Origin of the sequence: Streptococcus sp. HMSC076C08 (assembly GCF_001810825.1) — a bacterium.
Taxonomy (GTDB): Bacteria; Bacillota; Bacilli; order Lactobacillales; family Streptococcaceae; genus Streptococcus.
Genome location: NZ_KV802721.1, coordinates 288,493 through 315,233, shown reverse-complemented (window position 1 = coordinate 315,233; position 26,741 = coordinate 288,493). Strand labels below are relative to the sequence as shown.

Sequence of the window (26,741 nt, the reverse complement as noted above, 5' to 3'; positions counted from 1 at the left end):
AAATATCATTTCAGGATTCTATACTCCAACCGTAGTAGAACTTCCTGTCGTTGAAAATCCAGAACAACAAGATATTACAGAAGAAAGAACTGCTAAAACTCTTCCAAATACGGGTTCTGAGGAGACATCTCACTTGACAGCTGGTCTATTGGCTGCTTTATCAGGTATGGGATTGATTTCTCTAGCTCAAAGAAAGAAATCTGAGGAAGAATAATTAGTAGCGAAAATCATCTAGTAAGTTGTTTTAGATACTTGATTGAAATGATTACATTCATCGCTATCTAAGAAGATGTCAGTCTAACAGAAAGAGAGAACCAATTGGTTCTCTCTTTTTGGTAATTGGTTTGAAAATCGTTTAATTATTTTGCATCAATTGTTCACTATCCTGCTAAAGTGGTATAATAAAGTTATACGAGGAGGCTAGACTTTGATTTATATAATTGGTTTTACTTGTTTTTTACTTTTGATGTTACTGTTTTCTCGTCTCATTCAGCAATCAAAGAACCCTTCGGGCTTTCTAGGAAAACGAATGATGAAATTGTGGAATAGAGCCTATCTCCCCATGTTTGTATGGGCAATTCGTCATCTGGATAGGACATTTTACCCTGCAATCTTAGATGTAGGAGTTGGGAATGGCCGTTCAACCATCCAACTGAAAGAAACTTTTCCGCAAAGTACTATAACTGGAATTGATATTTCAGATGTAGCAATAGCTCAAGCCAAACAGATAGAGATAACTAATATAAATTTTGAACGAAGAGACGTTAGGGATACAGGCTTTTCTGATGAAAGTTTTGATTTAATCACAGCTTTTCAAACTCATTTTCATTGGCAGGATCTAGAGGCTTCTTTTATGGAACTTCGAAGAATACTCAAATCAGACGGGATGCTCTTACTGGCTTGTGAATATAACAAGTTGTCTTACTTTTTACCAGAGGTCCAAAGCGAAGAAGCATTTAGACGATTCTTGTTGTTAATAGGGTTTGAGCTTATAACTAGTCAAAGAAAGGGAGCGTGGATCCTTTATAAAATTGTTAAACATTAATGGAGGTACAGTCATGAAACAATTATTTTTATGTTCATACTTTGCTGGAGTCAAAAAGCTTTTTAGCGATTATGCAAAGGAAAAGAATCTAGAAAATAAGGTTTTATTTATTCCTACCGCTGGGAACAAAGAGGATTATACTGCCTATATCGATGAGGCTCAGCAAACATTCAAAGATTTAGGATTTGAGATAGAGGTTCTAGATATTGCTTCTTGTGATCGAGAAACTGCACAGGCAAAGATTTTCCAAAGCAAAATTCTTTATATCTCTGGCGGGAATACCTTTTATTTATTGCAAGAATTAAAGAAAAAGCAACTCCTATCTCTTATCAAAGAACAAATAAGAGATGGGCTGATCTATGTGGGAGAATCAGCAGGGGCTATCATTACCGCCAAGGATATTGACTACAATAAGCTCATGGACGACAAGACGGTAGCGAAAGAGTTATCGGATACAACGGGATTGGATGAAGTGGATTTTTACATCCTTCCACATTATAGTGAGGAGCCTTTTACTGATAGTAGCAAGAAGACCTTTGAAACCTATAAAAATCAGCTCGACTTAATGCGAATGAACAATTCACAAGCTGTTATTGTAAATGATAAAGAAATAAAAGTTGTTTCTGAACAGGATTAAAATAATTTTTTTCGCTATTATGACATCTATTCTAATACGTTGTTCCTTTTAAAAAGAAAAGGGAAGATAATATAAGTTTATGTCAGTTTTCCCTTGACAAATATTCATTTTGCGTGTAAAATGGAATAGATCTTGAACTTGAAGGGAGTGAAAAAAATGTCTAAAACAGTAGTACGTAAGAATGAATCTCTTGACGATGCACTTCGTCGTTTCAAACGTGCGGTTACTAAAGCTGGTACTCTTCAAGAAACACGCAAACGTGAATTCTATGAAAAACCTTCTGTAAAACGTAAACGTAAATCAGAAGCAGCTCGTAAACGTAAAAAATTCTAATTTGAAATAAAAGGCTAGACTTGTCTAGTCTTTTTTTGCATAGTATTTAGAGGAACAAATTCTTATGAAAGAGTATATAAAAGAATATCAAAAGATGCGTGAAAATCACTTGGAAGATTGGGGTTATTGTGCTGATCCGATAGATTGGAAGGAATTTGAAGAGTCAAACCAAAGAATTTTTGAAAAGTATTTGACCGATTCAAAAGTGTTGTCTGACAAGGTTTTAAGGGTAAAATTGTACAGTAGCTTATTGCTAGATGATATTAAATATTTTTCCTATTATGCGGCGTTTTTAGATGGGGATTATACACAGTTAAACAATGCGCTATGGCAAACAGGAAGAACTGAGTTGATGAGAGGCGGTTTGTTAGCAAGTGGAACCATTTACACAGATGGAATTTTGAAAGGCTTGTTTACCTCTTTTGCTTGTAACGATTTTTCAGCCATTCCATCATTCGTCCCCAAAGATTTACCCTTGTTGAAAGGAACTTATTATCCAGAAAATGTGATGAATCTTTTATACGCTCTTTATTATCAAGATGAAGAAAGATTATCCGAGTCTCTCTTGCGTGCACAACAGTTTTTAGAGAAGAAAAAACGAACTGGTATGGAAGAATTTTCTGTTAGGTATTTTATAAGTTTGGCAAGAAAAGATGCAGTTGCATTAAGTGAGTCCTTACAAAGTTTATGCCAAGCTTATCAGAGACGAGGTTACCCTTATGAAAAGATCGATAAGTGCTTTGCGGATGAGATTCATGGTCTATATCGATTGGTACGATTGTTTGACCATTCCTTGTTTGAAGAAGTCAGTATGCCGTCTCATAAGACTTTTTTGAAGGAGTTTGAAGAATGGCAAGTCCAAAATCAGTTTCCAAAAGGTCAACAGTTCTATACCTATCCTCAAGATATGGCTGATGCAAATAGAATACTAACAAAAGGTCTTCCAAGGATTTACTTAGAAAAATCTGGAAGGGACTTGGTGATAGACGTTGACCGATTTGCAGTAGATTTGTCTCGGTTGATTTAAAAGAGTACGAAAAGACTTCCTAGTCAAATCTTTTCCCAAGTAACATCAAATAAATACTGTAAATCCTGCAAAAAAAGGAAACTTCCACCTACAATTTGATATAATAGTAAGGAGAACTCGATTGAAGGAGGAAATTATGTCGGTTTTAGTAAGAGAAGTCATTGAAAAGCTCAGACTAGATATTGTCTATGGCGAAGGCGAATTACTTGAAAAAGAAATCAATACTGCGGACATTATGAGACCTGGTCTTGAAATGACGGGCTATTTTGATTACTATACACCAGAACGGATTCAGCTGTTAGGGATGAAGGAGTGGTCCTATTTAGTTGCCATGCCTGCCCAGAACCGTTATCAAGTTTTGAAGAAAATGTTTCTACCTGAAACACCAGCGGTTATCGTGGCTCGTGGCCTGGTGGTACCAGAGGAAATGTTGAGGGCTGCTAGAGAATGCAAGATTGCGATTTTAACCAGTCGAACAGCAACCAGTCGTTTATCTGGAGAACTTTCTAGCTATCTTGATTCCCGTTTGGCTAAACGTACCAGTGTGCATGGTGTCTTGATGGATATCTATGGCATGGGTGTCTTGATCCAAGGGGATAGTGGTATCGGTAAGAGCGAGACAGGTCTTGAACTTGTGAAGCGTGGACACCGTCTAGTAGCAGACGATCGTGTAGATATTTATTCTAAGGATGAGATGACTCTTTGGGGCGAACCTGCTGAAATCTTGAAGCATTTACTTGAGATTCGTGGAGTTGGGATTATTGATATCATGAGTCTCTATGGTGCAAGTGCTGTAAAAGATTCTTCACAAGTTCAGCTAGCAGTTTATTTGGAAAATTATGATACGCATAAGACCTTTGACCGTCTAGGAAACAATGCCGAAGAACTCGAAGTTTCTGGTGTAACGATTCCACGTATCCGCATCCCAGTAAAAACAGGACGAAATATTTCCGTTGTTATTGAGGCGGCTGCCATGAACTACCGTGCTAAAGAAATGGGCTTTGATGCGACACGTTTATTTGAAGAACGCTTGACAAATCTAATCGCTCAAAATGAGGTGAAACATGATTAATCCAGTCGCATTTGAAATTGGTCCCTTTGCTATTCGTTGGTATGCTTTGTGTATTGTAGCTGGTTTGGTTCTGGCAGTCTATCTTGCTATGAAAGAAGCTCCTAAAAAGAAAATTCTGTCAGATGATATTTTAGATTTTATTCTGATTGCTTTTCCAGTTGCAATTTTAGGTGCTAGACTATACTACGTACTCTTTCGCTTAGATTATTATCTGCAAAATCCAGGTGAAATCATCGCCATCTGGAATGGTGGTTTGGCCATTTACGGAGGTTTGATAGCGGGCGCTATTGTCCTTTATATCTTTGCAGATAGAAAGCTGATCAATACTTGGGATTTCTTAGATATTGCAGCACCGAGCGTCATGGTTGCCCAGAGTTTAGGGCGCTGGGGGAACTTCTTTAACCAAGAAGCCTACGGTGCAGCAGTAGATAGTCTGGATTATTTGCCGGGCTTTATCCGTGACCAGATGTACATCGATGGTAGCTACCGTCAGCCGACCTTCTTATATGAGTCGGTTTGGAATCTAATTGGATTTGCTTTGATTCTGATTTTTAGACGAAAATTGAAGGGAATCAGACGTGGTCATATCACTGCTTTCTACTTGATTTGGTATGGCTTTGGTCGTATGATCATCGAAGGGATGCGGACGGATAGTCTCATGTTCTTTGGTCTGCGAGTTTCCCAATGGTTATCAGTTATCCTTATCGGACTCGGTATTTTTATCATACTTTATCAAAATCGAAAGAAAGCCCCTTTCTATCATACAGAGGAGGAAAAATAAATGTTAGAAGTTGCATATATACTTGTTGCGATTGCTTTGATTGTCTGTTTAGTCTATTTGACAATCACAATTCAAAAAGCAGGTCGTATGATTGATGAGACAGAGAAAACCATCAAAACGTTGAGCTCAGATGTGAACGTTACCTTGCATCAGACTAATGAATTGTTGGTTAAGGTCAATGTGTTAGCAGACGATATCAATATCAAAGTTGCGACGATTGATCCACTCTTTACGGCGGTGGCAGACTTGTCTGAGTCAGTATCTGACCTCAACCAACATGCACGTGTTTTAGGCAAAAAAGCTTCATCTGCTGGTTCAAAAACCATTAAAACAGGTGCAGGCTTGTCAGCTCTTCGTGTCGCAAGTAAATTTTTCAAAAAATAAAAAAGGAGAAATCTTATGGGAAAACTATCCTCTATCCTTTTAGGAACAGTTTCAGGTGCAGCTCTTGCTTTGTTTTTGACCAGTGACAAGGGTAAACAAGTTTGCAGTCAAGCTCAAGATTTTCTAGGTGATTTGAGAGAAGATCCAGAATATGCCAAAGAGCAAGTCTGTGAGAAATTGACAGAAGTGAAGGAACAAGCAACGGACTTTGTGCTGAAAACAAAGGAACAAGTAAAATCTGGTGAAATTACTTTTGATAGTGTTCTTGACCAAGCCAAAACATGTGCTCGACAAGCGACAGAAGCGTCAAAGGAAACCTTTAACAATCTCAAGGAGCAATGGCAAGACCAGTCAGCAACTCCAGACGTTGCTGAAGACCAAGAAGAAATCATCATCGATATTACTGAAGTATAATGCATCACCATCTCTGGTTTTTGGAGATGGTGATTTTTATCTGCAAGCTTGTCTTTGTGGTATAATAAGTACTATGCAGAAAAAACCAACGTCCGCCTATGTGCATATTCCCTTTTGTACACAGATTTGTTATTATTGTGACTTTTCAAAAGTATTTATCAAGAATCAACCAGTAGATAGTTACCTAGAGCATCTGCTAGAGGAGTTTCGTTCTTATGATATCCAAAAATTGCGAACCCTCTATATTGGAGGTGGGACACCAACTGCTTTGTCAGCTTCACAACTAGAAGTGCTCTTGGATGGCTTGACTAAACACTTGGACTTGTCGGTCTTAGAAGAATTAACCATTGAAGCTAACCCAGGAGATCTGGACGCTGATAAGATTGCGGTTTTGAAAAACTCGCCAGTCAATCGTGTTTCCTTAGGTGTGCAAACTTTTGATAACAAAATGCTGAAAAAGATTGGGCGCAGTCACTTGGAGAAGGATATTTATGAAAATATCGACCGCCTCAAACTGGCTGGTTTTGACAATATCTCCATCGATCTAATCTATGCTCTTCCAGGTCAAACTATGGCTCAGGTCAAGAACAATGTAGCTAAGGCTATCTCGCTTGATATTCCTCATATGAGCCTTTATAGCTTGATTTTGGAGAATCATACGGTCTTTATGAACCGCATGAGACGTGGGAAATTGCCCCTACCCAAGGAAGAGTTAGAAGCGGAGATGTTTGAGTACATCATCGCGGAACTGGAGCGAGCTGGTTTTGAGCATTATGAGATTTCCAATTTCTCCAAACCCGGATTTGAAAGTCGCCACAATCTCATGTACTGGGATAATGCTGAGTATTATGGTATCGGTGCGGGTGCTTCGGGTTATGTGGACGGGGTGCGTTATAAAAACCACGGTCCTATCCGCCACTATCTCAATGCGGTAGAGGCAGGAGATGCTCGGATTACAGAAGAACACCTGAGTCAAAAGGAGCAGATGGAAGAAGAAATGTTCCTAGGCCTCCGGAAAAAATCCGGGGTTTCCATGGCGCGATTTGAGGAAAAATTCGGACGTTCCTTTGATAAACTTTATGGCGAAATCATCAGAGACTTGGTTCAACAAGGACTTATGCAGATCGACGGTGATCGTGTCCGAATGACAAAGAGGGGTCTCTTCTTGGGAGACACTGTAGCAGAACGATTTATTTTGGAGTAGAACAATGGGCTTAACTTATCAAATGAAAATGAAAATTCCTTTTGATATGGCGGACATGAACGGTCATATCAAACTTCCAGATGTGATTTTGCTGTCCTTGCAAGTATCAGGTATGCAGTCGATTGAACTGGGAGTTAGTGACAAAGATGTGCTAGAACGTTACAATCTGGTCTGGATTATTACAGATTATGCGATTGACGTGGTTCGCTTGCCTCACTTTGCTGAAGAGATTACGATTGAAACAGAAGCATTGACTTACAATCGTCTTTTTTGCTACCGCCGTTTTACTATCTATGATGAAGCAGGTCAAGAAATCATTCGTATGGTAGCAACCTTTGTTCTCATGAACAGAGACAGTCGGAAAGTTCATGGAGTCGAACCGGAGATTGTTGCCCCTTATCAGTCTGAGTTTGATAAAAAACTCATCCGCGGGCCAAAGTATGCAAATCTAGAAGATCCGATCAGTAAAGACTATCATGTTCGTTTTTACGACTTGGATATGAATGGTCATGTTAATAACAGTAAATACTTGGATTGGATTTTTGAGGTTATGGGAGCAGATTTTTTGACCAAGTATATTCCAAAGAAAATCAATCTCAAATATGTCAAAGAAGTGCGACCAGGTGGTATGATTGCTTCAGCTTATGAACTCAAGGGACTAGAAAGCAAGCATGAGATTATCAGTGATGGCGAGATCAATGCCCAAGCTATGATTATGTGGCAAGAAATTGAAGGCAATTAGAAAGGGTGATATGGCTTATAAAGGTTATTTAATTGATTTAGACGGAACCATTTACAAGGGGAAAGACCGGATTCCGGCGGGTGAAGCTTTTGTCCATGAGTTACAAAAAAGAGAAATTCCCTATCTCTTTGTGACCAACAATACAACTCGTACTCCTGAGAGCGTTCAAGAGATGTTGGCTCAGAATTTTAATATCGACACGCCTCTATCAACTGTCTACACGGCAACTCTGGCAACCATTGACTATATGAATGACTTGGGACTGGAAAAGACAGTCTATGTCATTGGTGAAGCAGGACTCAAGGATGCCATTCAGGCAGCTGGTTATGTCGAAGACAAGGAAAGTCCAGCCTATGTGGTCGTTGGACTGGACTGGCAAGTCGACTATGAAAAATTTGCCACAGCAACTCTAGCCATTCAAAAGGGGGCTCACTTTATCGGAACCAACCCTGACCTCAATATCCCGACGGAACGTGGTCTTTTGCCTGGTGCTGGTTCACTAATTACACTTCTTGAAGTAGCAACACGAGTGAAGCCAGTTTATATCGGAAAACCGAATGCTATCATCATGGACAAGGCAGTTGAGCACTTGGGCTTGGAACGAGAAGAATTGCTCATGGTTGGTGACAACTACCTGACGGATATCCGAGCAGGGATTGACAATGGCATTCCAACGCTCTTGGTGACGACAGGTTTTACCAAGGCAGAAGAAGTGGCTGACCTGCCAATTGCACCAACACATGTGCTTTCTAGCCTAGAGGAGTGGGATTTTGATGAAAACTAAACTAACCTTTTGGGGAAGTATGCTCTTTCTCCTCTCTCTTTCTATTCTTCTGACCATTTATCTGGCATGGATTTTCTATCCTTTGGAGATTGAGTGGCCGAACTTAGTGGATCGAGTCTATCTAAAGCGAGAAACCATTCTGTATAACTTTCATATCTTGATGAATTACCTGACCAATCCCTTTAGTCAGGTCTTAGAGATGCCGGATTTTCGTTCTTCAGCGGCAGGTCTACACCACTTTGCGGTGGTGAAGAATCTCTTCCACTTGGTTCAGCTAGTCACTTTGGTGACACTACCAAGTTTCTATTTCTTTGTTAAAAAGATTGTAAAAAAAGGTTTTCTACCACTATATCGTAAAAGTATCCTAACTCTAGTATTATTGCCCCTGATCATTGGGCTTGTAGGAGTGTTGATTGGTTTTGAGCAATTCTTTACTCTTTTCCATCAGATTCTCTTTTGGGGAGATGATACCTGGCTTTTTGATCCAGCAAAGGATCGAGTTATTCTGATTTTACCAGAGATTTTCTTCCTCCATGCCTTTGTACTTTTCTTTGCTTTGTATGAAGGAATATTAGGTTTCCTTCTTGTCGAGGCTTCAAGGAAAAAGTAGATAAAATTCTGTATTTTTTAATAAAAACCGAGAGAAGTCGCTCTGCTCCCTATTTATTGTTAGGTTATCCTAAAGATAAACTTGCAAAGCAGGAGATTTTTGCAGAAAACAGTCTATTTTCTATGAAAAAATAGGCTTTTTTTCTAAAAATACCTAGTCAAGCGCTTTATTTTTTTGTATAATAGAAATAGCAAGTATAGATTAAAGAAGAGAAAAGCATGATTACACTATTTTTATCACCGAGTTGTACATCATGTCGTAAGGCAAAGGCTTGGTTAGAGACGCATAAAGTGCCCTTTCAAGAGCATAATATTATGACTAGTCCTTTAACAAGAAAAGAATTACAACATATTCTTTCCTTGACCGAAAATGGTACTGATGACATCATTTCAACTCGTTCAAAAATCTTCCAAAAATTAGATATTGATGTAGAGAGTATCTCGGTATCGGAGTTGCTTCAGTTGATTGAGCAATATCCTAGTCTTTTGCGTCGCCCAATTATTATAGATACCAAACGCATGCAGATCGGTTTTAATGAAGATGAGATTCGTGCTTTTCTCCCTCGTAGTTACCGTAAACAAGAATTGAAAGAAGCAACATTGAGAGCTGGTATAGGATAGATGAACAAACAGTATAGTTACCCACTAGATTTGTCGTGGAGCACTGAAGAACTTGCTTCAGTGCTTTCTTTTTTTAATGATGTTGAAGCCGCCTATGAAGATAAGGTAGAAGCTAAAAAACTGCTAGAGTCTTACAAGGAATTTAAGTCAGTCGTTCCGAGCAAAAGTGAAGAAAAGCGCTTAGGTCGCGAATTTGAGACGGCTAGCGGTTATTCCTTCTATCATGCAGTTCAATTAGCAAAAGAAAAAAGAGAAGGGAAGATTTCTCTTGGAAACTAAATTTGAATTTGCCAAACAGATTGTGCAGGACGCTGCTGACTATATTTTGGCTCACATGAAAGAAGATTTGCAGGTTGAGCGCAAGTCTTCACCTACCGACTTGGTGACGCGTTTGGATAAGGAAGTTCAGCAACTCTTGGTTGATCGGATCAAGTCCTCCTATCCTGAGGACTTGATTTGCGCGGAAGAGGGTTGTTTACGTGCTGCAGTCGGTCAAGGTTGTGTTTGGGTGATTGATCCCATTGACGGTACCAATAACTTTGTCGCTCAGCAGGAAGATTTTGCCGTGATGTTGGCTTATTTTGAGGACGGTGTGGGCAAATTTGGTGTCATCTATGATGTCATGAAAGGTGATTGTTACCATGGTGGTGGTGCCTTTCCTCCTTGTCGTAATAATGATCCCTTACCGACTTTTAAAAGGAAACCTCTTCAAGAATTTTTAGTTGCCGGTAACTCAGGTATGTTTGAAACCAATGAGTGGGGTTTGGGTGATTTGGGTCGAGCAGCATTGGGTGTCCGTGTTTACGGCAGTGCGGCCATTAGTTTTGCCAAGGTTTTATCGGGTCGTCTTCTGACTTATATTACCTACTTGCAGCCATGGGATTACGCTGCGGCCAGTATCTTAGGGGAAAGTCTGGGTTATCGCCTTCTTACGGTATCGGGTGATCCCGCTGATTTTAAAACGCGTCAGCCTGTCATGATGGTGCCAATCGAGATGCAAGAAGAGATTCAGTCTTATATCTACGAAAGGAAAGAGAACTAAATGCAATTTCCAGAAGGATTTGTTGAAAAATATGAAGCGATACTAGAAGATGAGGCAAGAGACTTTCTTGCCTCTTTTAAACAGGAAGCAGTATCGGCTTTTCGGGTTAATCCCTTAAAAGAAAGTCAGTTGTCGTTTGCGGATGCTATTCCCCATACACCTTGGGGACACTATGGTAAGGTCTCAGGGAAGTCACCAGAGCACGTGACCGGTCTCGTTTATTCGCAAGAGCCTGCAGCCCAAATGGTGGCCCAGGTAGCTCAACCAAGTCCTGGCATGAAGATCTTGGACTTGGCAGCGGCACCAGGTGGGAAATCCACTCAACTAGCATCCTATATGGTTAATCAAGGAGTCCTTGTTTCCAACGAAATTTCAAGCAAGCGTGCTAAGATTTTAGTGGAAAATATGGAGCGATTTGGAGCCACAAATGTTGTCGTGACCAATGAATCTGCTGACCGCTTAGCCAAGGTTTTTAAAGGTTACTTTGATGTGATTGTCCTTGATGCACCTTGCTCGGGTGAAGGGATGTTTCGTAAGCAGCCCGATGCCATGGATTATTGGAGTACCGATTATCCTAGCCAATGCGCTAGTCTCCAAAGGGAAATTCTAGAAGATGCAGTGACCATGCTTGCTGAAGGTGGTCGTCTGGTTTATTCGACCTGTACTTGGGCACCTGAGGAAAATGAAGAAATCATCCACTGGTTGCTGGATACTTATGAATTTGAACTGCTTCCAGTCGAGCATGTGAACGGTATGGTAGCAGGAATTGATCTTCCTGAAACTGCGCGGATGTATCCTCATCATTTCAAGGGAGAAGGCCAGTTTGTTGCACACTTACAGTTTAAGGGACAAAATCCAGCACCTAAATTCAAAGCTAGCAAGAGCAATCTCAGTCGTGAACAGCTGGACTTGTGGCAAGAATTTGCCCAAAAACACTTACAGGTCAATCTAACTGGTATCTTGCAGACTTTTGGAGATCAGCTCTATCTCTTGCCAGAGATGCTACCTGATCTAGGGAAGCTCAAAATTGCCCGAAATGGGCTCCATCTGGGGACGTTTAAGAAGAAACGATTCGAACCAAGCTTTGCTCTGGGATTAGCCTTGAAACCAAGCCAAGTGAAACAAAGGGTCGAAATCAATGATGAGGACTTTGTAAAATATGTGGCTGGTGAGACTGTTCAATTGTCTGAAGCTCTACCAAATGGATGGTATCAAGTTGTGGTTCAAGGAAACGGATTAGGCTTTGCCAAAGTAACGGGAAATGTTTTGAAAAATTATTATCCAAAAGGGCTCAGATTCAGGTGAAAAAGCTAGTCAAAGAGCCTATTCTATGTTATAGTGGAAGTATGAGTTTTTTCTGATAGTCTTTCATTATTACTTATATTATACGATGGAATTTCCCGCTCCGAAGAATGTCTAGATAAAATAAAGCGGGACAATCATTGATGATAATTGGATGATCAGGACAAACGGAAGAAATCAGAACATTTATCATTATGTTCAAGGAGAATAACAGTGAAAAAAAGAAAAAAGCTTGTCATGTCTCTTGCAGCTCTTTTGATGGCAGGTTCTCTAGCAGGATGTGCTAGCTGGATTGATCGTGGAGAATCCATGACAGCCGTTGGTTCAACAGCTCTTCAGCCTCTTGTCGAAGCGGCAGCAGATGAATTTGGTTCTAGAAACATCGGAAAAACAGTCAATGTTCAAGGCGGTGGATCGGGTACAGGACTATCCCAAGTCCAGTCTGGAGCAGTAGACATCGGGAACTCTGACGTCTTTGCAGAGGAAAAAGATGGAATCGATGCTTCAGCTCTAGTAGACCACAAGGTTGCAGTGGCTGGTCTTGCTGTGATTGTAAACAAGGAAGTGGATGTTGAAAATCTCACAACCGAGCAACTTCGCAAAATCTTTACAGGTGAAGTTACCAACTGGAAAGAAGTTGGGGGCAAAGACCTGGCCATTTCAATCATCAACCGAGCAGCAAGTTCTGGTTCACGAGCGACGTTTGATACGGTGGTTATGAATGGTCAATCTGCTATGCAGAGCCAAGAGCAGGATTCTAACGGGATGGTCAAGTCGATTGTATCCCAAACGCCTGGAGCCATTTCTTACCTAGCCTTTGCCTATGTAGATGACTCCGTGAAAAGCATGAAACTGAATGGGTATGAGCCTACGTCTGAGAATGTAACGACCAACAACTGGCCTTTGTGGTCTTATGAACATATGTACACACTTGGTCAGCCAAATGAGTTAGCTGCTGAATTCCTGAATTTTGTCCTCTCAGATGAAGCTCAAAATGGAATTGTTAAGGGAATGGGCTATATCTCTATCAATGAAATGAAAGTCCAAAAGGATGCTTCAGGTACCGTTACAGCAGTAGAAGGAGGTCAATAATGAATCAAGAAGAATTATCTAAAAAATTACTCTCTCCTTCAAAGAACTCTCGCCTTGAGAAGTTTGGTAAAGGTTTGACCTTCACTTGCCTTTCTTTGATTGTTATCATTGTGGCGATGATTTTGATTTTTGTAGCCCAAAAAGGCTTGTCGACCTTCTTTGTCAATGGAGTGAACATCTTTGATTTCCTCTTTGGACAAACTTGGAATCCTTCAGGGAAACAATTTGGTGCTCTTCCGATGATTTTGGGTTCCTTTATTGTGACGATTTTATCAGCTCTTATCGCAACACCCTTTGCTATTGGTGCTGCAGTATTTATGACAGAAGTATCACCAAAGGGTGCAAAGATTTTGCAACCGGCCATCGAACTTCTTGTCGGTATTCCTTCAGTCGTCTATGGATTTATCGGTTTGCAAGTTGTGGTGCCTTTTGTTCGTAGCGTCTTTGGTGGAACTGGTTTTGGGATCTTGTCAGGGATTTTCGTTCTCTTTGTCATGATCCTACCAACTGTAACCTTTATGACAACAGACAGCTTGCGTGCTGTTCCTCGTCATTACCGTGAAGCCAGTTTGGCTATGGGAGCTACTCGTTGGCAAACCATCTGGCGTGTGACCTTGAAAGCAGCACGTTCAGGTATTTTCACTGCAGTGGTCTTTGGGATGGCGCGTGCCTTCGGTGAAGCCCTTGCTATTCAGATGGTTGTCGGAAACTCAGCAGTTATCCCAACATCTCTAACAACACCAGCTGCGACCTTGACTTCTGTTTTGACTATGGGTATCGGAAATACCGTCATGGGAACGGTGGATAATAACGTTCTCTGGTCACTGGCCTTAGTCTTGCTCTTGATGAGTTTGGCCTTTAACAGTGTGATTAAATTGATTACGAAAGAAAGAGGAAAGAAAAACTATGCACGCTAAGAAATTAGATAAACTTGCAACAGCTGTCCTCTATACCATCGCGGGTATCATCGTGACCATTTTGGCATCTTTGATTCTCTATATCTTGGTGAGAGGGTTACCGCATATCTCTTGGTCCTTCTTGACTGGGAAATCCTCCTCTTATCAAGCAGGTGGGGGTATCGGGATTCAGCTCTACAATTCCTTCTTCCTTCTGGTCATTACCTTGATCATTTCTGTTCCGCTATCTATGGGAGCTGGTGTATTCCTCGCTGAGTATGCCAAAAAAGGGCCTGTGACCAATTTTATTCGTACCTGTATTGAGATTTTGTCTTCTCTACCATCAGTCGTTGTGGGTCTCTTTGGTTACTTGATCTTTGTAGTCCAGTTTGAGTATGGATTTTCAATCATTTCAGGTGCCTTGGCCTTGACGGTCTTTAACCTGCCTCAGATGACTCGAAATGTTGAGGACAGTTTAAAACATGTTCACCATACACAACGTGAGGCTGGTTTGGCCCTCGGAATTTCTCGTTGGGAGACTGTGGTCCATGTCGTCATTCCAGAAGCCCTTCCAGGTATCGTAACGGGTGTTGTCCTGGCATCTGGCCGTATCTTTGGTGAGGCTGCCGCTCTTATCTATACGGCAGGACAATCCGCTCCAGCCCTTGACTGGTCTAACTGGAATATCCTCAGTGTTACCAGTCCTATCTCAATCTTCCGTCAAGCAGAAACCTTGGCTGTCCACATCTGGAAGGTCAACAGTGAAGGAACCATTCCTGATGCTACCATTGTATCTGCTGGTTCTGCCGCTGTGCTCCTCATCTTTATCTTGATTTTTAACTTTGGAGCACGCAAACTCGGAAGCTATTTACACAAGAAATTAACCGCTGCCTAAAGGAGAAGCCATGTCAAAATATAACTGGGATGAAAAGCATATCATCACCTTCCCTGAAGAAAAAGTGGCCCTCTCTACCAAGGATTTACATGTTTACTACGGTAAAAATGAATCCATCAAGGGCATCGATATGCAATTTGAAAAAAATAAAATTACAGCCTTGATTGGTCCGTCTGGATCAGGGAAATCTACCTATCTTCGCAGTCTCAATCGGATGAATGATACCATTGATATTGCCAAGGTAACAGGCCAAATCCTCTACCGAGGGATTGACGTCAACCGTCCAGAAATCAATGTCTATGAGATGCGCAAGCATATCGGAATGGTTTTTCAACGTCCAAATCCATTTGCTAAGTCTATTTACCGCAACATCACATTTGCTCATGAACGTGCAGGTGTTAAGGACAAGAAAGTACTTGATGAAATTGTCGAAACCTCTCTAAGACAGGCTGCCCTTTGGGATCAGGTCAAAGACGACCTCCACAAATCAGCCTTGATGCTTTCTGGTGGTCAGCAACAACGTCTCTGTATCGCTCGCGCCATCTCTGTCAAGCCAGATATCCTCTTGATGGATGAGCCTGCTTCAGCCTTGGATCCGATTGCGACAGCCCAGCTGGAAGAAACCATGTTGGAATTGAAGAAGGACTTTACCATCATCATCGTTACCCACAGTATGCAACAGGCTGCGCGTGCGAGTGACTACACAGGATTTTTCTACTTGGGTGATTTGATTGAGTACGATAAGACCTCCAATATTTTCCAGAATGCTAAGTTACAGTCAACCAATGACTATGTAACGGGACACTTTGGTTAGAAAGGAAACGGTATGTCAGAAGCGATTTTACAGGTGTCAGACCTGTCCGTTTATTACAATAAAAAGAAGGCCTTGAATAGTGTTTCCCTTTCTTTCCAACCTAAGGAAATAACGGCCTTGATTGGTCCTTCTGGATCAGGAAAGTCTACCCTGCTCAAAGCTATCAACCGCATGGGCGATCTAAATCCTGAAGTGACAACAACAGGATCAGTAGTCTATAATGGTCACAATATATACAGCCCCCGCACCGATACGGTTGAATTGCGTAAGGAAATCGGTATGGTCTTTCAACAGCCCAATCCCTTCCCTATGTCTATCTACGAAAATGTTGTCTATGGGCTGCGTATCAATGGAGTTAAGGACAAGCAAGTTCTAGATGAAGCAGTAGAAAAGGCCTTGCAACGTGCTTCTATCTGGGATGAAGTAAAGGATCGTTTGCATGATTCAGCCATTGGTCTCTCAGGTGGACAACAACAACGTGTTTGTGTTGCTCGTGTCTTAGCAACCAGTCCGAAAATTATCCTCTTAGATGAACCAACTTCAGCTTTGGATCCTATTTCTGCAGGTAAGATTGAGGAAACCTTGTATGGTCTGAAAGATAAATACACCATGCTCTTGGTAACGCGTTCGATGCAACAGGCCTCACGTATCTCTGATAAAACAGGATTTTTCCTAGATGGGGATTTGATCGAGTTTAACGATACGAAGAAGATGTTCCTAGACCCACAAAACAAGGAAACAGAAGATTATATTACAGGAAAATTTGGATAAGGAGTTGAATGATGTTACGATCTCAATTTGAAGAAGATTTGGAGAAATTGCACAACCAGTTCTATGCTATGGGACAAGAAGTGCTCTCGCAGATCAATCGTACAGTGCGTGCCTTTGTTACGCATGACCGTGATTTGGCAAAAGAAGTCATCGAAGACGATGCAGAAGTAAATGAATATGAAGTGAAGTTGGAAAAGAAATCATTTGAAATGATTGCCCTCCAACAACCTGTTTCGCAAGACCTTCGTACCGTCTTGACCGTTCTCAAGGCAGTGTCAGACGTGGAACGCATGGGAGATCATGCTGTGTCTATCGCTGAGGCGACTATTCGTATGAAGGGGGAGCAACGTATCCCTTCTGTTGAAGAAGAAATCAAAAAGATGGGACGCGACGTGAAAAACTTCGTCGAAGCAGCTCTAGATCTTTATCTCAACGGGTCTGTGGATCAAGCCTACGAAGTAGCAACGATGGACGAAAAAATCAACCATTACTTTGACAGCATTCGTGAATTGGCTACAGAAGAAATCAAGAAAAATCCTGAAGCCATTGTTACAGGACGCGATTACTTCCAGGTTATTTCCTTCTTGGAACGTATTGGAGACTACGCAAAAAATATCTGTGAATGGGTTGTTTACTTTGAAACAGGTAAGATTGTCGAACTATAAGAAACGGTTTAAATATACAGAAATAAGGCTGGTTAGAATAAATCAGTCTTCTTTTTTTATGAAAAGAATTGTTTTACAATCAAAATCTCTAAAAAGGTTGACAACTATTTTTAAAAGAGTTATAATTATTCAGAATTAACAGAAAGGTCGTTTATTTATGAAATTCAAGAAATGGATATTAGTTGTGTGTAGCATGCTTGCCAGTGTGGTTCTAGTAGCTTGCCAGTCAGGTACGGATAGTTCCCAGTCTGCTGTGGACGCTATCAAACAAAAAGGAAAGCTAGTCGTTGCGACCAGCCCAGACTATGCGCCGTTTGAATTCCAATCCTTGGTAGATGGTAAAAACCAAGTGGTTGGTGCAGATATTGATATGGCTCAAGCAATTGCAGACGAGCTTGGGGTTAAACTTGAAATCTCTAGCATGAGTTTTGACAATGTCTTGACCAGTCTTCAAACTGGAAAGGCTGACTTGGCCATTGCAGGAATTAGTGCTACAGATGAGAGAAAGGAAGTCTTTGACTTTTCAATCCCTTACTATGAAAATAAGATGAGTTTCTTGGTTAGAAAAGCTGATTTAGACAAATACAAGGATCTTACAAGCCTCGCAAGTGCCAATATCGCAGCTCAAAAGGGAACTGTGCCAGAAACCATGGTCAAGGAACAATTGCCAAATGCCCAGTTGACATCCTTGACCAATATGGGGGAAGCAGTCAATGAATTGCAGGCTGGAAAAGTGGATGCTGTTCATATGGATGAACCAGTTGCTCTTAGCTACGCAGGTAAAAACTCAGACCTTGTCGTTGCATCTGTTAACTTGACAATGAAAGATGGCGAAGCCAATGCCGTTGCTATTAAGAAGAATCAATCAGACTTGAAAGCAGTAGTCGATAAGGTTATCCAAAAACTGAAAGACGACGGAACCTATCAAAACTATCTTGAAAAGGCAGCGAAACTAACAGAAGTTGAACAATAAGAAAAAGCAGAGTTGGACTTTAATCCAATTCTGCTTTTATGTATTCTAATAGCTCTTCTAGATTTTCAAGAGTGACTTTGGCAAACTGATAAGGGCAAGCATCCAAATAAGCCTTCTCAAAAAAGTCTAGTTTGAGTGAGCTGTGTTTCAAACTGGCAATCTTAGGATAGTGCCTCAAATCAAGCAAAAGACCATCGTGTAGAGGGTAGTGGGGCAAGGGACAGGTGTTTTCTTTAAGCACTTTCTTTATCCGAGCTTGATAGTTCTCTTGAAGGCTCAATCGAGTCAGTCGATTTTTTTCAAATAACTGGCTATCGATGTAAAGAGAAAGAGCCTTTTGCATGATGAGATTGCTGTCATAGTCCAGGATATTTTTGTAGGAAACAAAGGCCTCTTTTAGGGTATTTGGGAGAATGAGAGCGGTAATACGAAGGGCTGGAAAGAGACTTGTTGAGAAGGACTTGATATAAATGACCCGATCTTCAGTATCCAGATAGTGGAAGGTTTGGCCCTTTCTAGGATCTAGATCCCCTAAATAGTCATCCTCGACGATGTAAACACCATACTGGTTTGCTAGATCCAGAATGGCCCTTTTTTCCTGATCAGAATAGGAATGGCCAAGAGGATAGTGGAAGCGAGGAATGGTATAGAAAAACTTGATTTTTCCAGATTTAAACTGTTCTTCCAGTTCTTCAAGGTCAATGCCATCAATACGGCGTTCAATGGTCTGGTAGGCTAATCCTTGAGCGACCAAGAGACGGTTCATCCGATGGTAAGTCGGCTGTTCAACTAGAATCTCCGCTCCCTTGCTCGGGAAGTCAATCTGAGAAAGGATAAAAAGAGCTTGCTGGGTACCAGATGTTAGAACCAGTTGATCGGGTTTGCAGTAGAGGGCTTGGTCAAAGAGGAGTTGATGGACAGATTGTCTGAGTTCCTCAAGGCCTTCTTGGTTGTCATAGTAGTTGAAGAGGTAGTTTTCTCGGCCTATCAGGGTTTCATTGACACAGAGTCGGAAGTCGTCATAGGCACTGGCATGTTCGTCAGTGACTTCGATTTCCAAGTCCTGATGCTGTCCTTGCTCCAGAACATAGTAGCCACTTTGGGGTTTGGCATAGAGGTATTGTTCATGGCGTAATTCCAGTAGGGCTCGTTGGATAGTGTCCTTGCTACAGTGGAAGTCTTGGCTCAATTGACGGATGGAGGGAAGCCGGCTACCTGTTGGAAATTTTCCTGATTCGATCCCCTTTTTTAGAAAGGAAACGACTGCTTGGTATTTACTTTCTTTCTTCATTCCAGACCTCCGTTGATTTTGTTACATTGTACCTTTTTTTTGTCTCCTTTGCAATGGGAAAAGCATTTCTCCCTTTCACAACTAGGAGTAAATGTGGTATACTTAGAAAGTATGATGATTCATTGAACAGAAGATAAGAAAGAGAATGGATAGAAAAGTGCAGGAACCGGTTAAATTATTTCAATACAATACTCTAGGTGCCCTAATGGCTGGTCTCTATGGTGGAACCATGACAGTAGGAGAATTGCTGGAACATGGTGACCTTGGTTTGGGGACTTTGGATTCGATTGACGGGGAATTGATCGTCCTTGATGGCAAGGCTTATCAAGCCAAGGGGTCTGGTCAAACGCCTGAAATCGTTGAAGTGGCAGCGGATGCCCTTATTCCCTATGCAGCAGTGGTTCCTCATCAGGCAGAAGTGATTTTTCGTCAGCGCTTTGAGATGACTGACAAGGAATTGGAAAAGCGAATTGAGTCCTACTATGATGGGGAAAATCTTTTTCGTTCCATCAAGATTCATGGCGAATTTTCACAAATGCACGTGCGGATGATTCCCAAATCCACACCTGATACCAAGTTTGCTGATGTCGCGACTCACCAACCTGAATATAGCCGTGAAAATGTATCGGGAACTATTGTTGGGTTTTGGACACCGGAAATTTTCCATGGAGTGAGTGTTGCAGGCTACCATTTGCATTTTATCTCAGATGATTTGACTTTTGGTGGACACGTGATGGACTTTGTTATCAAAGAAGGAATGATCGAGGTTGGGGCAGTCGACCAGTTGGATCAACGTTTTCCAGTCCAAGATCGCCAGTATTTATTTGCTAAATTTAATGTTGACGAGATGAAGAAAGATATTGATAAGTCAGAATAGGAGAAAAAGATGACAGTACATATTATCCTCACCATGATCGCTTTAGTTCTCATTCTAGTAAGCGGAACTTGGTATGCCAAAAAACGGTTTAAAATCTCTCTTGCAGTGATGGGCTTGGGGGCAATCGCATTTTTTGTTTCTTCTCAAGTGTTAGAAAAGATGGTTCACCTTCTGGTACTCCATCCGCAAAAGGATGGAACCATTCCGCTCATGCAGGAGCAGCCTTTCTTATACGTCCTTTATGGAATCGCCATGGCGGCCCTCTTTGAGGAAACGGCTCGTCTTGTCTTTTTTAAATGGTTGGAGAAAAAGAGAAGGCTAGAAGATCGAGATGCTTTGGCTTATGGTTTGGGACATGGGGGCTTGGAGATGCTCTATCTCGGAATGGGAAGCTTGATCAGTTTGTTGATTCTCTTTTCACTCATTCAGTCTTCAAATACTGATGTAGCCAATCTCCTTCCAAAGTCTACACTCGAAACGGTTCAGTCTCTATCGGTTTGGCAGGTTTATTTACTAGGAGTTGAGCGTGTGCTTGCCTTGGTTCTGCAAATTGGTCTCTCTATCTGGGTCTATCAAAGTGTTCGTCAAAAGAAATGGATCTACCTCCTTGCTGCCTATGGTTTGCATGCCTTGTTTGACTTGGCTCCAGCTTTATCTCAGGTAGGATGGATTGCAAATCCACTTGTAGTGGAGGGCATTCTTCTTGTAGAAGTACTGGCCTTTGTCTGGCTAACAAAATCTACATTTTTGAAAAAATCATCATAAAAAGAGGTTCACCTCTTTTTTTATGTAATGATAAAACAAGCTCTTTTTATGGTCGTCAAATGTCTCTAAAAATGGTATAATGGAATGAATTTTGAAAAAGGAAGAGTGACATGTCAGTAAAAGAAAAAATGCTTGAAATCTTAGAAGGGATTGATATCCGTTTCATGGAACCCTTGAAGACCTATACCTATACCAAGGTTGGAGGTCGAGCGGATTATCTAGTTTTGCCACGCAATCGCTATGAGATGGCGCGTGTCGTCCAATTTGCCAATCAAGAGAATATTCCCTGGATGGTGCTAGGAAATGCTAGTAATATCATCGTTCGTGAAGGTGGAATCCGTGGTTTTGTCATCTTGTGCGATAAGCTCAATAACGTTTCGGTTGATGGCTATACCATCGAAGCAGAAGCAGGAGCCAACTTGATCGAAACGACACGTATTGCTCTCCGTCATAGTTTGACTGGTTTTGAGTTTGCTTGTGGGATTCCTGGAAGCATCGGTGGAGCTGTCTTTATGAATGCGGGTGCCTATGGAGGAGAGATTGCTCATATCTTGCAGTCTTGTCAAGTTTTGACCAAGGAAGGGGAAATCGAGACCTTGTCAGTCAAGGACTTGGCTTTTGGTTACCGTCATTCAGCTATTCAGGATTCTGGGGCTGTTGTTTTGTCAGCTAAATTTGCCCTAGCTCCAGGGAATCATCAGGTTATCAAGCAAGAAATGGACCGCTTGACGCACCTACGTGAACTCAAACAACCTCTAGAATACCCATCTTGTGGTTCAGTCTTTAAGCGTCCAGTTGGGCATTTTGCAGGACAGTTGATTTCAGAGGCTGGCTTGAAAGGCTATCGTATCGGTGGTGTGGAAGTATCTGAAAAGCACGCTGGTTTCATGATCAATGTTGCTGACGGAACGGCCAAAGACTACGAGGACTTGATCCAATCTGTTATTGAAAAAGTCAAGGAACACTCAGGTGTCACTCTTGAGAGAGAAGTCCGAATCTTGGGTGAGAAAGAATAAGGTTGGGGTAGAAAAGTTGCTGCTATAACCATTTAAAGGGGGTGAAAGCCTATCGTTAGTGAAGATGTATGTAGGCAGTTTAATCTCCTACACGAGGTGGTAGCGGCCTGACAGAGCCCTGATCTGTTAATTTATGAAAAAGAAGGAATTTATGACAATTGAAAAAACCAATTATTGAATTCAAAAACGTCTCTAAAGTTTTTGAAGACAGCAACACCAAGGTTCTCAAAGACATCAATTTTGAGTTGGAAGAAGGGAAATTTTACACTCTTTTGGGTGCATCTGGTTCAGGAAAATCAACCATTCTAAACATCATTGCAGGTTTACTGGATGCGACGACAGGGGATATTTTACTGGATGGGGTGCGGATCAATGACATCCCAACTAATAAACGAGATGTCCATACCGTCTTCCAATCCTATGCCTTGTTTCCACATATGAATGTGTTTGAAAATGTTGCCTTTCCACTCCGCTTGCGTAAAGTCGACAAGAAAGAAATCGAACAACGTGTTGCGGAAGTTCTCAAGATGGTTCAGTTGGAAGGTTATGAAAAACGTTCCATCCGTAAACTCTCTGGAGGACAACGTCAGCGTGTGGCTATTGCCCGTGCTATCATCAACCAACCTCGTGTGGTTTTGTTGGATGAGCCCTTGTCAGCGCTGGACTTGAAATTGCGAACAGACATGCAGTACGAACTGCGTGAATTGCAACAACGATTGGGAATTACCTTTGTCTTTGTTACTCATGATCAGGAAGAAGCCCTTGCCATGAGTGACTGGATTTTCGTTATGAATGATGGCGAGATTGTCCAGTCTGGAACACCAGTTGATATCTACGATGAGCCAATCAACCATTTTGTTGCTACCTTTATCGGTGAGTCCAACATCTTGCCAGGAACCATGATTGAGGACTACTTGGTCGAGTTCAATGGCAAACGCTTTGAAGCGGTCGATGGTGGGATGAAGCCAAACGAGCCTGTGGAAGTTGTCATTCGTCCAGAGGACTTGCGCATTACCCTTCCTGAAGAAGGCAAGCTCCAAGTTAAGGTTGATACCCAGCTTTTCCGCGGGGTTCACTATGAGATTATCGCCTATGACGAGCTCGGAAATGAATGGATGATTCACTCAACTCGTAAGGCCATTGTGGGTGAGGAAATCGGTCTGGACTTTGAACCAGAAGATATCCATATCATGCGTCTCAACGAAACCGAAGAAGAGTTCGATGCTCGTATCGAAGAATACGTAGAAATCGAAGAGCAAGAAGCAGGTCTGATTAACGCAATCGAGGAGGAAAGAGATGAAGAAAACAACCTCTAAACTCTTTGTAGTGCCCTACATGCTTTGGATTGCCCTCTTTGTTCTCGCACCCTTGGTCTTGATTTTCGGTCAATCCTTTTTCAACATTGAAGGGCAGTTTAGTTTAGAAAACTATAAATCCTATTTTGCATCACAAAACTTGACCTATCTTAAAATGAGTTTTAACTCAGTGCTCTATGCAGGGATTGTGACCCTAGTGACGCTACTCATCAGTTATCCAACAGCCCTCTTTTTGACTCGTCTTAAGCACCGTCAGCTCTGGCTCATGCTGATTATCTTGCCAACCTGGATCAATTTGCTCCTTAAAGCCTATGCCTTTATCGGGATTTTTGGTCAAAATGGCTCTATTAACCAATTTTTGGAATTCATCGGAATCGGTTCGCAGCAGTTGCTCTTTACCGATTTCTCCTTTATTTTTGTCGCAAGCTACATCGAGCTTCCCTTTATGATTTTGCCGATTTTCAATGTCTTGGATGATATGGACAATAATCTGATCAATGCCAGCTATGACCTCGGTGCGACCAAGTGGGAGACCTTCCGCCACGTTATCTTCCCTCTATCAATGAATGGAGTGAGAAGTGGGGTTCAGTCGGTCTTTATCCCCAGCTTGAGTCTCTTCATGCTGACACGTTTGATTGGTGGGAACCGCGTTATCACACTGGGAACGGCTATTGAGCAGAACTTCCTGACCAATGACAACTACGGTATGGGTTCTACCATCGGTGTGATCCTCATCCTGACCATGTTTCTCACCATGTGGGTGACCAAGGAAAGGAGAGAACGATGAAAAAATTTGCTAATCTCTACCTAGCCTTTGTCTTCATCATCCTATATTTACCAATCTTTTACTTGATTGGCTATGCCTTTAATGCTGGCGATGATATGAACAGCTTTACTGGTTTTAGCTTGAGCCATTTTCAAACCATGTTTGGTGATAGTCGTCTCATGTTGATCCTCACCCAAACCTTTTTCTTGGCCTTTCTATCAGCCTTGATTGCGACCATTATCGGGACTTTCGGAGCTATCTATATCTACCAGTCTCGTAAGAAATACCAAGAAGCCTTTTTATCACTCAATAATATTCTCATGGTTGCACCTGACGTTATGATTGGTGCCAGCTTCTTGATTCTCTTTACCCAGCTTAAGTTTTCTCTTGGCTTTTTGACGGTTTTATCTAGTCACGTGGCCTTTTCCATCCCAATCGTGGTCTTGATGGTCTTGCCTCGCCTCAAGGAAATGAATGATGATATGATTCACGCGGCTTATGACCTAGGTGCCAGCCAGTTTCAGATGTTTAAGGAAATCATGCTTCCTTATCTCACACCGTCTATCATTGCAGGTTATTTCATGGCCTTCACCTATTCGCTGGATGATTTTGCCGTGACCTTCTTTGTCACAGGGAATGGCTTTTCGACTCTATCAGTCGAGATTTACTCTCGAGCTCGCAAGGGAATTTCGCTGGAAATCAATGCCCTGTCTGCCCTTGTCTTTCTCTTTAGTATTATCCTAGTTGTTGGATATTACTTTATTTCACGTGAGAAGGAGGAGCAAGCATGAAAAAACTCTATTCATTTTTAGCAGGAATTGTAGCGATTATCCTTGTCTTGTGGGGAATTGCGACTCATTTAGATAGTAAAATCAACAGTCGAGATAGTCAAAAATTGGTTATCTACAACTGGGGAGACTACATTGATCCCGAACTTTTGGAGAAATTCACAGAAGAAACAGGGATCCAAGTTCAGTATGAGACCTTTGATTCCAATGAAGCCATGTATACCAAGATTAAGCAAGGTGGAACGACCTACGATATTGCCATCCCAAGTGAGTACATGATCAACAAGATGAAGGATGAAGATCTCTTGGTTCCCCTTGATTATTCAAAAATTGAAGGAATCGAAAATATCGGACCTGAGTTTCTCAACCAGTCTTTTGACCCGGGAAATAAATTCTCCATTCCTTATTTCTGGGGGACCTTGGGAATTGTCTACAATGAAACTATGGTAGAGGAGGCGCCTGAGCATTGGGATGACCTCTGGAAACCAGAATACAAGGATTCCGTCATGCTCTTTGATGGGGCGCGTGAGGTGCTGGGACTCGGGCTTAACTCACTTGGTTACAGCCTCAACTCCAAGGATCCTCAGCAGTTGGAAGAGACAGTAGACAAACTCTACAAATTGACTCCAAATATCAAGGCCATTGTGGCGGACGAGATGAAGGGTTACATGATCCAGAACAATGCTGCTATTGGTGTGACCTTCTCAGGAGAAGCCAGCCAGATGTTGGAGAAAAATCCTAACCTCAAATATGTCGTTCCGACAGAGGCCAGCAACCTCTGGTTTGACAATATGGTCATTCCCAAAACCGTGAAAAACCGAGATGCAGCCTATGCCTTTATCAACTTTATGTTGAAACCCGAAAATGCTCTGAAAAATGCGGAGTATGTGGGCTACTCAACACCTAACCTACCAGCCAAGGAAATGCTCCCAGAGGAGACTCGTGAGGACAAATCCTTCTATCCAGACGCTGATACCATGAAACACCTAGAAGTTTATGAGAAATTTGACCATAAATGGACAGGAAAATACAGCGACCTCTTCCTCCAGTTTAAAATGTATCGGAAGTAGGAGTATATAAAAAACGAATTAGTCAATCTAGTTCGTTTTTTGTTTTAAAAAATTTATATTTGGGCTTGACAAAAGCAATTTTAATGATAAAATAGTATCCTTTATTCATTTAGGAGGAAAAAAATATGTGATTTATTTGGTATTCAGAAATGAAAACTCTTACAAAGTATGATATACTAGTAGTAGTTTTAAATAGGTTATATCTATTGCTTGTTATAGGGTTACATACAAGATATGGGGTATAGCTACCTATCTACCTCGCGAGGGGCCGGAAACTCGTTCCAATTTGGACATGTTTGTGTTACCCAATTCCTTGTCTAGCTACCTATCTACCTCGAGAGGGGCCGGAAACAACGCCATGTAACCATCTTCGTCGAACCAGTACCGCTTACGTATAGGTACCTATCTACCTCGCGAGGGGCCGAAAACAATTCAGGTTCCGCATACCAACTTACATCTAAACCATAAAGAACACCCTACGCACCTCGGTAGGGGACGGAAACAGCAGAATCCAGATAGCTATGAATCGTTTCACTTCACTTAAACAACCTATTCACCTCGAGAGGGGCCGGAAACAGGTAGCGCTCAAAGTTCTTGTTCAATCGGTCATTCGTATAGCCCCCTATCTCCCTCGAGAGGGGCCGGAAACACCCCACCAGCAGTGACATCAATGTAATGAAGATGTTTTTGTATAGATACCTAACTACCTCGCGAGGGGCCGGAGACCACGCTCTAAATTTTGGAATCAT

The 26,741-nt window shown here is 41.6% G+C and carries 32 protein-coding genes; 31 read left to right on the top strand and 1 reads right to left on the bottom strand.

Features of this window, described 5'->3' with window-relative positions:
- From HMPREF2766_RS03130 to HMPREF2766_RS03015, 24 genes are all read left to right on the top strand, one after another.
- A partial coding sequence (locus HMPREF2766_RS03130) for an LPXTG cell wall anchor domain-containing protein (protein ID WP_142350353.1) occupies window positions 1-214 on the top strand: 214 nt, incomplete at its 5' end.
- 213 nt (window positions 215-427) lie between these two features.
- Window positions 428-1,045 (top strand): class I SAM-dependent methyltransferase, encoded by a 618-nt coding sequence (locus HMPREF2766_RS03125; protein ID WP_000639298.1) that lies wholly within the window; start codon window positions 428-430, stop codon window positions 1,043-1,045.
- Window positions 1,046-1,058: 13 nt separating this feature from the next.
- Window positions 1,059-1,682, top strand: coding sequence for a Type 1 glutamine amidotransferase-like domain-containing protein (locus HMPREF2766_RS03120; RefSeq protein WP_000811172.1), 624 nt, complete (start codon window positions 1,059-1,061; stop codon window positions 1,680-1,682).
- Window positions 1,683-1,838: 156 nt separating this feature from the next.
- Complete coding sequence (gene rpsU / locus HMPREF2766_RS03115; protein ID WP_000048054.1) at window positions 1,839-2,015, top strand: 30S ribosomal protein S21; 177 nt, start codon at window positions 1,839-1,841, stop codon at window positions 2,013-2,015.
- Window positions 2,016-2,079: 64 nt separating this feature from the next.
- Entirely contained in the window at window positions 2,080-3,042 is a 963-nt protein-coding gene (locus HMPREF2766_RS03110) for a hypothetical protein (protein ID WP_070567682.1), read from the top strand.
- 136 nt (window positions 3,043-3,178) lie between these two features.
- Complete coding sequence (gene hprK / locus HMPREF2766_RS03105; protein ID WP_000115192.1) at window positions 3,179-4,114, top strand: HPr(Ser) kinase/phosphatase; 936 nt, start codon at window positions 3,179-3,181, stop codon at window positions 4,112-4,114.
- Window positions 4,107-4,895, top strand: coding sequence for a prolipoprotein diacylglyceryl transferase (gene lgt, locus HMPREF2766_RS03100; RefSeq protein WP_000609709.1), 789 nt, complete (start codon window positions 4,107-4,109; stop codon window positions 4,893-4,895). Before hprK ends, lgt begins: the two co-directional genes overlap by 8 nt.
- On the top strand, window positions 4,896-5,279 hold the full coding sequence (locus tag HMPREF2766_RS03095; protein ID WP_000895033.1) for a DUF948 domain-containing protein: 384 nt from the start codon (window positions 4,896-4,898) through the stop codon (window positions 5,277-5,279).
- Window positions 5,280-5,294: 15 nt separating this feature from the next.
- On the top strand, window positions 5,295-5,693 hold the full coding sequence (locus tag HMPREF2766_RS03090; RefSeq protein ID WP_070567680.1) for a YtxH domain-containing protein: 399 nt from the start codon (window positions 5,295-5,297) through the stop codon (window positions 5,691-5,693).
- Window positions 5,694-5,766: 73 nt separating this feature from the next.
- Complete coding sequence (hemW, locus tag HMPREF2766_RS03085; protein ID WP_070567678.1) at window positions 5,767-6,897, top strand: radical SAM family heme chaperone HemW; 1,131 nt, start codon at window positions 5,767-5,769, stop codon at window positions 6,895-6,897.
- A 4-nt stretch (window positions 6,898-6,901) separates the two neighbouring features.
- Complete coding sequence (locus HMPREF2766_RS03080) at window positions 6,902-7,639, top strand: acyl-[acyl-carrier-protein] thioesterase (RefSeq protein ID WP_070567676.1); 738 nt, start codon at window positions 6,902-6,904, stop codon at window positions 7,637-7,639.
- 10 nt (window positions 7,640-7,649) lie between these two features.
- Window positions 7,650-8,423 (top strand): TIGR01457 family HAD-type hydrolase, encoded by a 774-nt coding sequence (locus HMPREF2766_RS03075; protein ID WP_070567674.1) that lies wholly within the window; start codon window positions 7,650-7,652, stop codon window positions 8,421-8,423.
- Complete coding sequence (locus HMPREF2766_RS03070; RefSeq protein ID WP_070567672.1) at window positions 8,413-9,033, top strand: TIGR01906 family membrane protein; 621 nt, start codon at window positions 8,413-8,415, stop codon at window positions 9,031-9,033. The genes HMPREF2766_RS03075 and HMPREF2766_RS03070 overlap by 11 nt, the downstream gene beginning before the upstream one ends.
- Window positions 9,034-9,251: 218 nt before the next feature.
- Entirely contained in the window at window positions 9,252-9,653 is a 402-nt protein-coding gene (locus HMPREF2766_RS03065) for a Spx/MgsR family RNA polymerase-binding regulatory protein (RefSeq protein WP_000631261.1), read from the top strand.
- Window positions 9,654-9,932, top strand: a complete 279-nt coding sequence (locus tag HMPREF2766_RS03060; protein ID WP_001041968.1) for a UPF0223 family protein — start codon at window positions 9,654-9,656, stop codon at window positions 9,930-9,932.
- Window positions 9,922-10,695, top strand: coding sequence for an inositol monophosphatase family protein (locus HMPREF2766_RS03055; RefSeq protein WP_070567670.1), 774 nt, complete (start codon window positions 9,922-9,924; stop codon window positions 10,693-10,695). The genes HMPREF2766_RS03060 and HMPREF2766_RS03055 overlap by 11 nt, the downstream gene beginning before the upstream one ends.
- Window positions 10,696-12,000 (top strand): RsmF rRNA methyltransferase first C-terminal domain-containing protein, encoded by a 1,305-nt coding sequence (locus tag HMPREF2766_RS03050; RefSeq protein ID WP_070567668.1) that lies wholly within the window; start codon window positions 10,696-10,698, stop codon window positions 11,998-12,000.
- Between the two features lie 210 nt (window positions 12,001-12,210).
- A complete protein-coding gene (locus HMPREF2766_RS03045) occupies window positions 12,211-13,089 on the top strand; it encodes a phosphate ABC transporter substrate-binding protein PstS (RefSeq protein WP_009730333.1) in 879 nt (292 codons plus the stop codon).
- A complete protein-coding gene (pstC, locus tag HMPREF2766_RS03040; protein ID WP_001070951.1) occupies window positions 13,089-14,006 on the top strand; it encodes a phosphate ABC transporter permease subunit PstC in 918 nt (305 codons plus the stop codon). Before HMPREF2766_RS03045 ends, pstC begins: the two co-directional genes overlap by 1 nt.
- Window positions 13,996-14,880 (top strand): phosphate ABC transporter permease PstA, encoded by an 885-nt coding sequence (pstA, locus tag HMPREF2766_RS03035; RefSeq protein WP_000543055.1) that lies wholly within the window; start codon window positions 13,996-13,998, stop codon window positions 14,878-14,880. Before pstC ends, pstA begins: the two co-directional genes overlap by 11 nt.
- Before the next feature lie 10 nt (window positions 14,881-14,890).
- Window positions 14,891-15,694: a phosphate ABC transporter ATP-binding protein PstB gene (gene pstB, locus HMPREF2766_RS03030; protein ID WP_000049851.1), complete on the top strand. Its 804-nt coding sequence runs from the start codon at window positions 14,891-14,893 to the stop codon at window positions 15,692-15,694.
- Window positions 15,695-15,706: 12 nt separating this feature from the next.
- Window positions 15,707-16,465 (top strand): phosphate ABC transporter ATP-binding protein PstB, encoded by a 759-nt coding sequence (gene pstB, locus HMPREF2766_RS03025; RefSeq protein WP_001287329.1) that lies wholly within the window; start codon window positions 15,707-15,709, stop codon window positions 16,463-16,465.
- Between the two features lie 11 nt (window positions 16,466-16,476).
- On the top strand, window positions 16,477-17,130 hold the full coding sequence (phoU, locus tag HMPREF2766_RS03020) for a phosphate signaling complex protein PhoU (protein WP_042902108.1): 654 nt from the start codon (window positions 16,477-16,479) through the stop codon (window positions 17,128-17,130).
- Between the two features lie 157 nt (window positions 17,131-17,287).
- A complete protein-coding gene (locus HMPREF2766_RS03015) occupies window positions 17,288-18,103 on the top strand; it encodes an ABC transporter substrate-binding protein (RefSeq protein ID WP_042768133.1) in 816 nt (271 codons plus the stop codon).
- Window positions 18,104-18,122: 19 nt separating this feature from the next.
- Here HMPREF2766_RS03015 and HMPREF2766_RS03010 read toward each other — a convergent pair whose 3' ends face one another.
- On the bottom strand, window positions 18,123-19,394 hold the full coding sequence (locus HMPREF2766_RS03010) for an aminotransferase-like domain-containing protein (protein ID WP_070567666.1): 1,272 nt from the start codon (window positions 19,392-19,394) through the stop codon (window positions 18,123-18,125).
- Window positions 19,395-19,539: 145 nt separating this feature from the next.
- On the opposite strand from HMPREF2766_RS03010, the gene budA reads away from it, so the two are divergent.
- From budA to HMPREF2766_RS02975, 7 genes are all read left to right on the top strand, one after another.
- The gene (gene budA, locus HMPREF2766_RS03005; RefSeq protein WP_000375405.1) at window positions 19,540-20,271 is read left to right on the top strand and encodes an acetolactate decarboxylase; all 732 of its coding nucleotides are present in this window, start codon (window positions 19,540-19,542) and stop codon (window positions 20,269-20,271) included.
- 9 nt (window positions 20,272-20,280) lie between these two features.
- A complete protein-coding gene (locus HMPREF2766_RS03000; protein WP_070567664.1) occupies window positions 20,281-21,036 on the top strand; it encodes a YhfC family intramembrane metalloprotease in 756 nt (251 codons plus the stop codon).
- A gap of 110 nt (window positions 21,037-21,146) precedes the next feature.
- Window positions 21,147-22,052, top strand: a complete 906-nt coding sequence (murB, locus tag HMPREF2766_RS02995; RefSeq protein ID WP_070567662.1) for a UDP-N-acetylmuramate dehydrogenase — start codon at window positions 21,147-21,149, stop codon at window positions 22,050-22,052.
- Window positions 22,053-22,210: 158 nt separating this feature from the next.
- Complete coding sequence (locus HMPREF2766_RS02990; RefSeq protein WP_000742905.1) at window positions 22,211-23,368, top strand: ABC transporter ATP-binding protein; 1,158 nt, start codon at window positions 22,211-22,213, stop codon at window positions 23,366-23,368.
- Window positions 23,349-24,155, top strand: coding sequence for an ABC transporter permease (locus HMPREF2766_RS02985; protein ID WP_000754115.1), 807 nt, complete (start codon window positions 23,349-23,351; stop codon window positions 24,153-24,155). The genes HMPREF2766_RS02990 and HMPREF2766_RS02985 overlap by 20 nt, the downstream gene beginning before the upstream one ends.
- A complete protein-coding gene (locus HMPREF2766_RS02980; protein ID WP_070567660.1) occupies window positions 24,152-24,925 on the top strand; it encodes an ABC transporter permease in 774 nt (257 codons plus the stop codon). The genes HMPREF2766_RS02985 and HMPREF2766_RS02980 overlap by 4 nt, the downstream gene beginning before the upstream one ends.
- On the top strand, window positions 24,922-25,992 hold the full coding sequence (locus HMPREF2766_RS02975) for an ABC transporter substrate-binding protein (RefSeq protein ID WP_070567658.1): 1,071 nt from the start codon (window positions 24,922-24,924) through the stop codon (window positions 25,990-25,992). The genes HMPREF2766_RS02980 and HMPREF2766_RS02975 overlap by 4 nt, the downstream gene beginning before the upstream one ends.
- Window positions 25,993-26,741 lie beyond the last annotated feature (749 nt).

Coding starts and splice junctions, on each gene's coding strand:
- HMPREF2766_RS02980 (WP_070567660.1), top strand. CDS start 24,152: ATGAAAAAATTTGCTAATCTCTACCTAGCCTTTGTCTTCATCATCCTA.
- HMPREF2766_RS03060 (WP_001041968.1), top strand. CDS start 9,654: ATGAACAAACAGTATAGTTACCCACTAGATTTGTCGTGGAGCACTGAA.
- murB (WP_070567662.1), top strand. CDS start 21,147: ATGTCAGTAAAAGAAAAAATGCTTGAAATCTTAGAAGGGATTGATATC.
- pstC (WP_001070951.1), top strand. CDS start 13,089: ATGAATCAAGAAGAATTATCTAAAAAATTACTCTCTCCTTCAAAGAAC.
- HMPREF2766_RS03010 (WP_070567666.1), bottom strand. CDS start 19,394: ATGAAGAAAGAAAGTAAATACCAAGCAGTCGTTTCCTTTCTAAAAAAG.
- HMPREF2766_RS03095 (WP_000895033.1), top strand. CDS start 4,896: ATGTTAGAAGTTGCATATATACTTGTTGCGATTGCTTTGATTGTCTGT.
- hprK (WP_000115192.1), top strand. CDS start 3,179: ATGTCGGTTTTAGTAAGAGAAGTCATTGAAAAGCTCAGACTAGATATT.
- lgt (WP_000609709.1), top strand. CDS start 4,107: ATGATTAATCCAGTCGCATTTGAAATTGGTCCCTTTGCTATTCGTTGG.
- HMPREF2766_RS03110 (WP_070567682.1), top strand. CDS start 2,080: ATGAAAGAGTATATAAAAGAATATCAAAAGATGCGTGAAAATCACTTG.
- HMPREF2766_RS02975 (WP_070567658.1), top strand. CDS start 24,922: ATGAAAAAACTCTATTCATTTTTAGCAGGAATTGTAGCGATTATCCTT.
- HMPREF2766_RS03075 (WP_070567674.1), top strand. CDS start 7,650: ATGGCTTATAAAGGTTATTTAATTGATTTAGACGGAACCATTTACAAG.
- pstB (WP_001287329.1), top strand. CDS start 15,707: ATGTCAGAAGCGATTTTACAGGTGTCAGACCTGTCCGTTTATTACAAT.
- rpsU (WP_000048054.1), top strand. CDS start 1,839: ATGTCTAAAACAGTAGTACGTAAGAATGAATCTCTTGACGATGCACTT.
- phoU (WP_042902108.1), top strand. CDS start 16,477: ATGTTACGATCTCAATTTGAAGAAGATTTGGAGAAATTGCACAACCAG.
- HMPREF2766_RS03050 (WP_070567668.1), top strand. CDS start 10,696: ATGCAATTTCCAGAAGGATTTGTTGAAAAATATGAAGCGATACTAGAA.
- HMPREF2766_RS03000 (WP_070567664.1), top strand. CDS start 20,281: ATGACAGTACATATTATCCTCACCATGATCGCTTTAGTTCTCATTCTA.
- HMPREF2766_RS02985 (WP_000754115.1), top strand. CDS start 23,349: ATGAAGAAAACAACCTCTAAACTCTTTGTAGTGCCCTACATGCTTTGG.
- HMPREF2766_RS03080 (WP_070567676.1), top strand. CDS start 6,902: ATGGGCTTAACTTATCAAATGAAAATGAAAATTCCTTTTGATATGGCG.
- HMPREF2766_RS03070 (WP_070567672.1), top strand. CDS start 8,413: ATGAAAACTAAACTAACCTTTTGGGGAAGTATGCTCTTTCTCCTCTCT.
- HMPREF2766_RS03015 (WP_042768133.1), top strand. CDS start 17,288: ATGAAATTCAAGAAATGGATATTAGTTGTGTGTAGCATGCTTGCCAGT.
- HMPREF2766_RS03120 (WP_000811172.1), top strand. CDS start 1,059: ATGAAACAATTATTTTTATGTTCATACTTTGCTGGAGTCAAAAAGCTT.
- hemW (WP_070567678.1), top strand. CDS start 5,767: ATGCAGAAAAAACCAACGTCCGCCTATGTGCATATTCCCTTTTGTACA.
- pstA (WP_000543055.1), top strand. CDS start 13,996: ATGCACGCTAAGAAATTAGATAAACTTGCAACAGCTGTCCTCTATACC.
- budA (WP_000375405.1), top strand. CDS start 19,540: ATGGATAGAAAAGTGCAGGAACCGGTTAAATTATTTCAATACAATACT.
- pstB (WP_000049851.1), top strand. CDS start 14,891: ATGTCAAAATATAACTGGGATGAAAAGCATATCATCACCTTCCCTGAA.
- HMPREF2766_RS03090 (WP_070567680.1), top strand. CDS start 5,295: ATGGGAAAACTATCCTCTATCCTTTTAGGAACAGTTTCAGGTGCAGCT.
- HMPREF2766_RS03065 (WP_000631261.1), top strand. CDS start 9,252: ATGATTACACTATTTTTATCACCGAGTTGTACATCATGTCGTAAGGCA.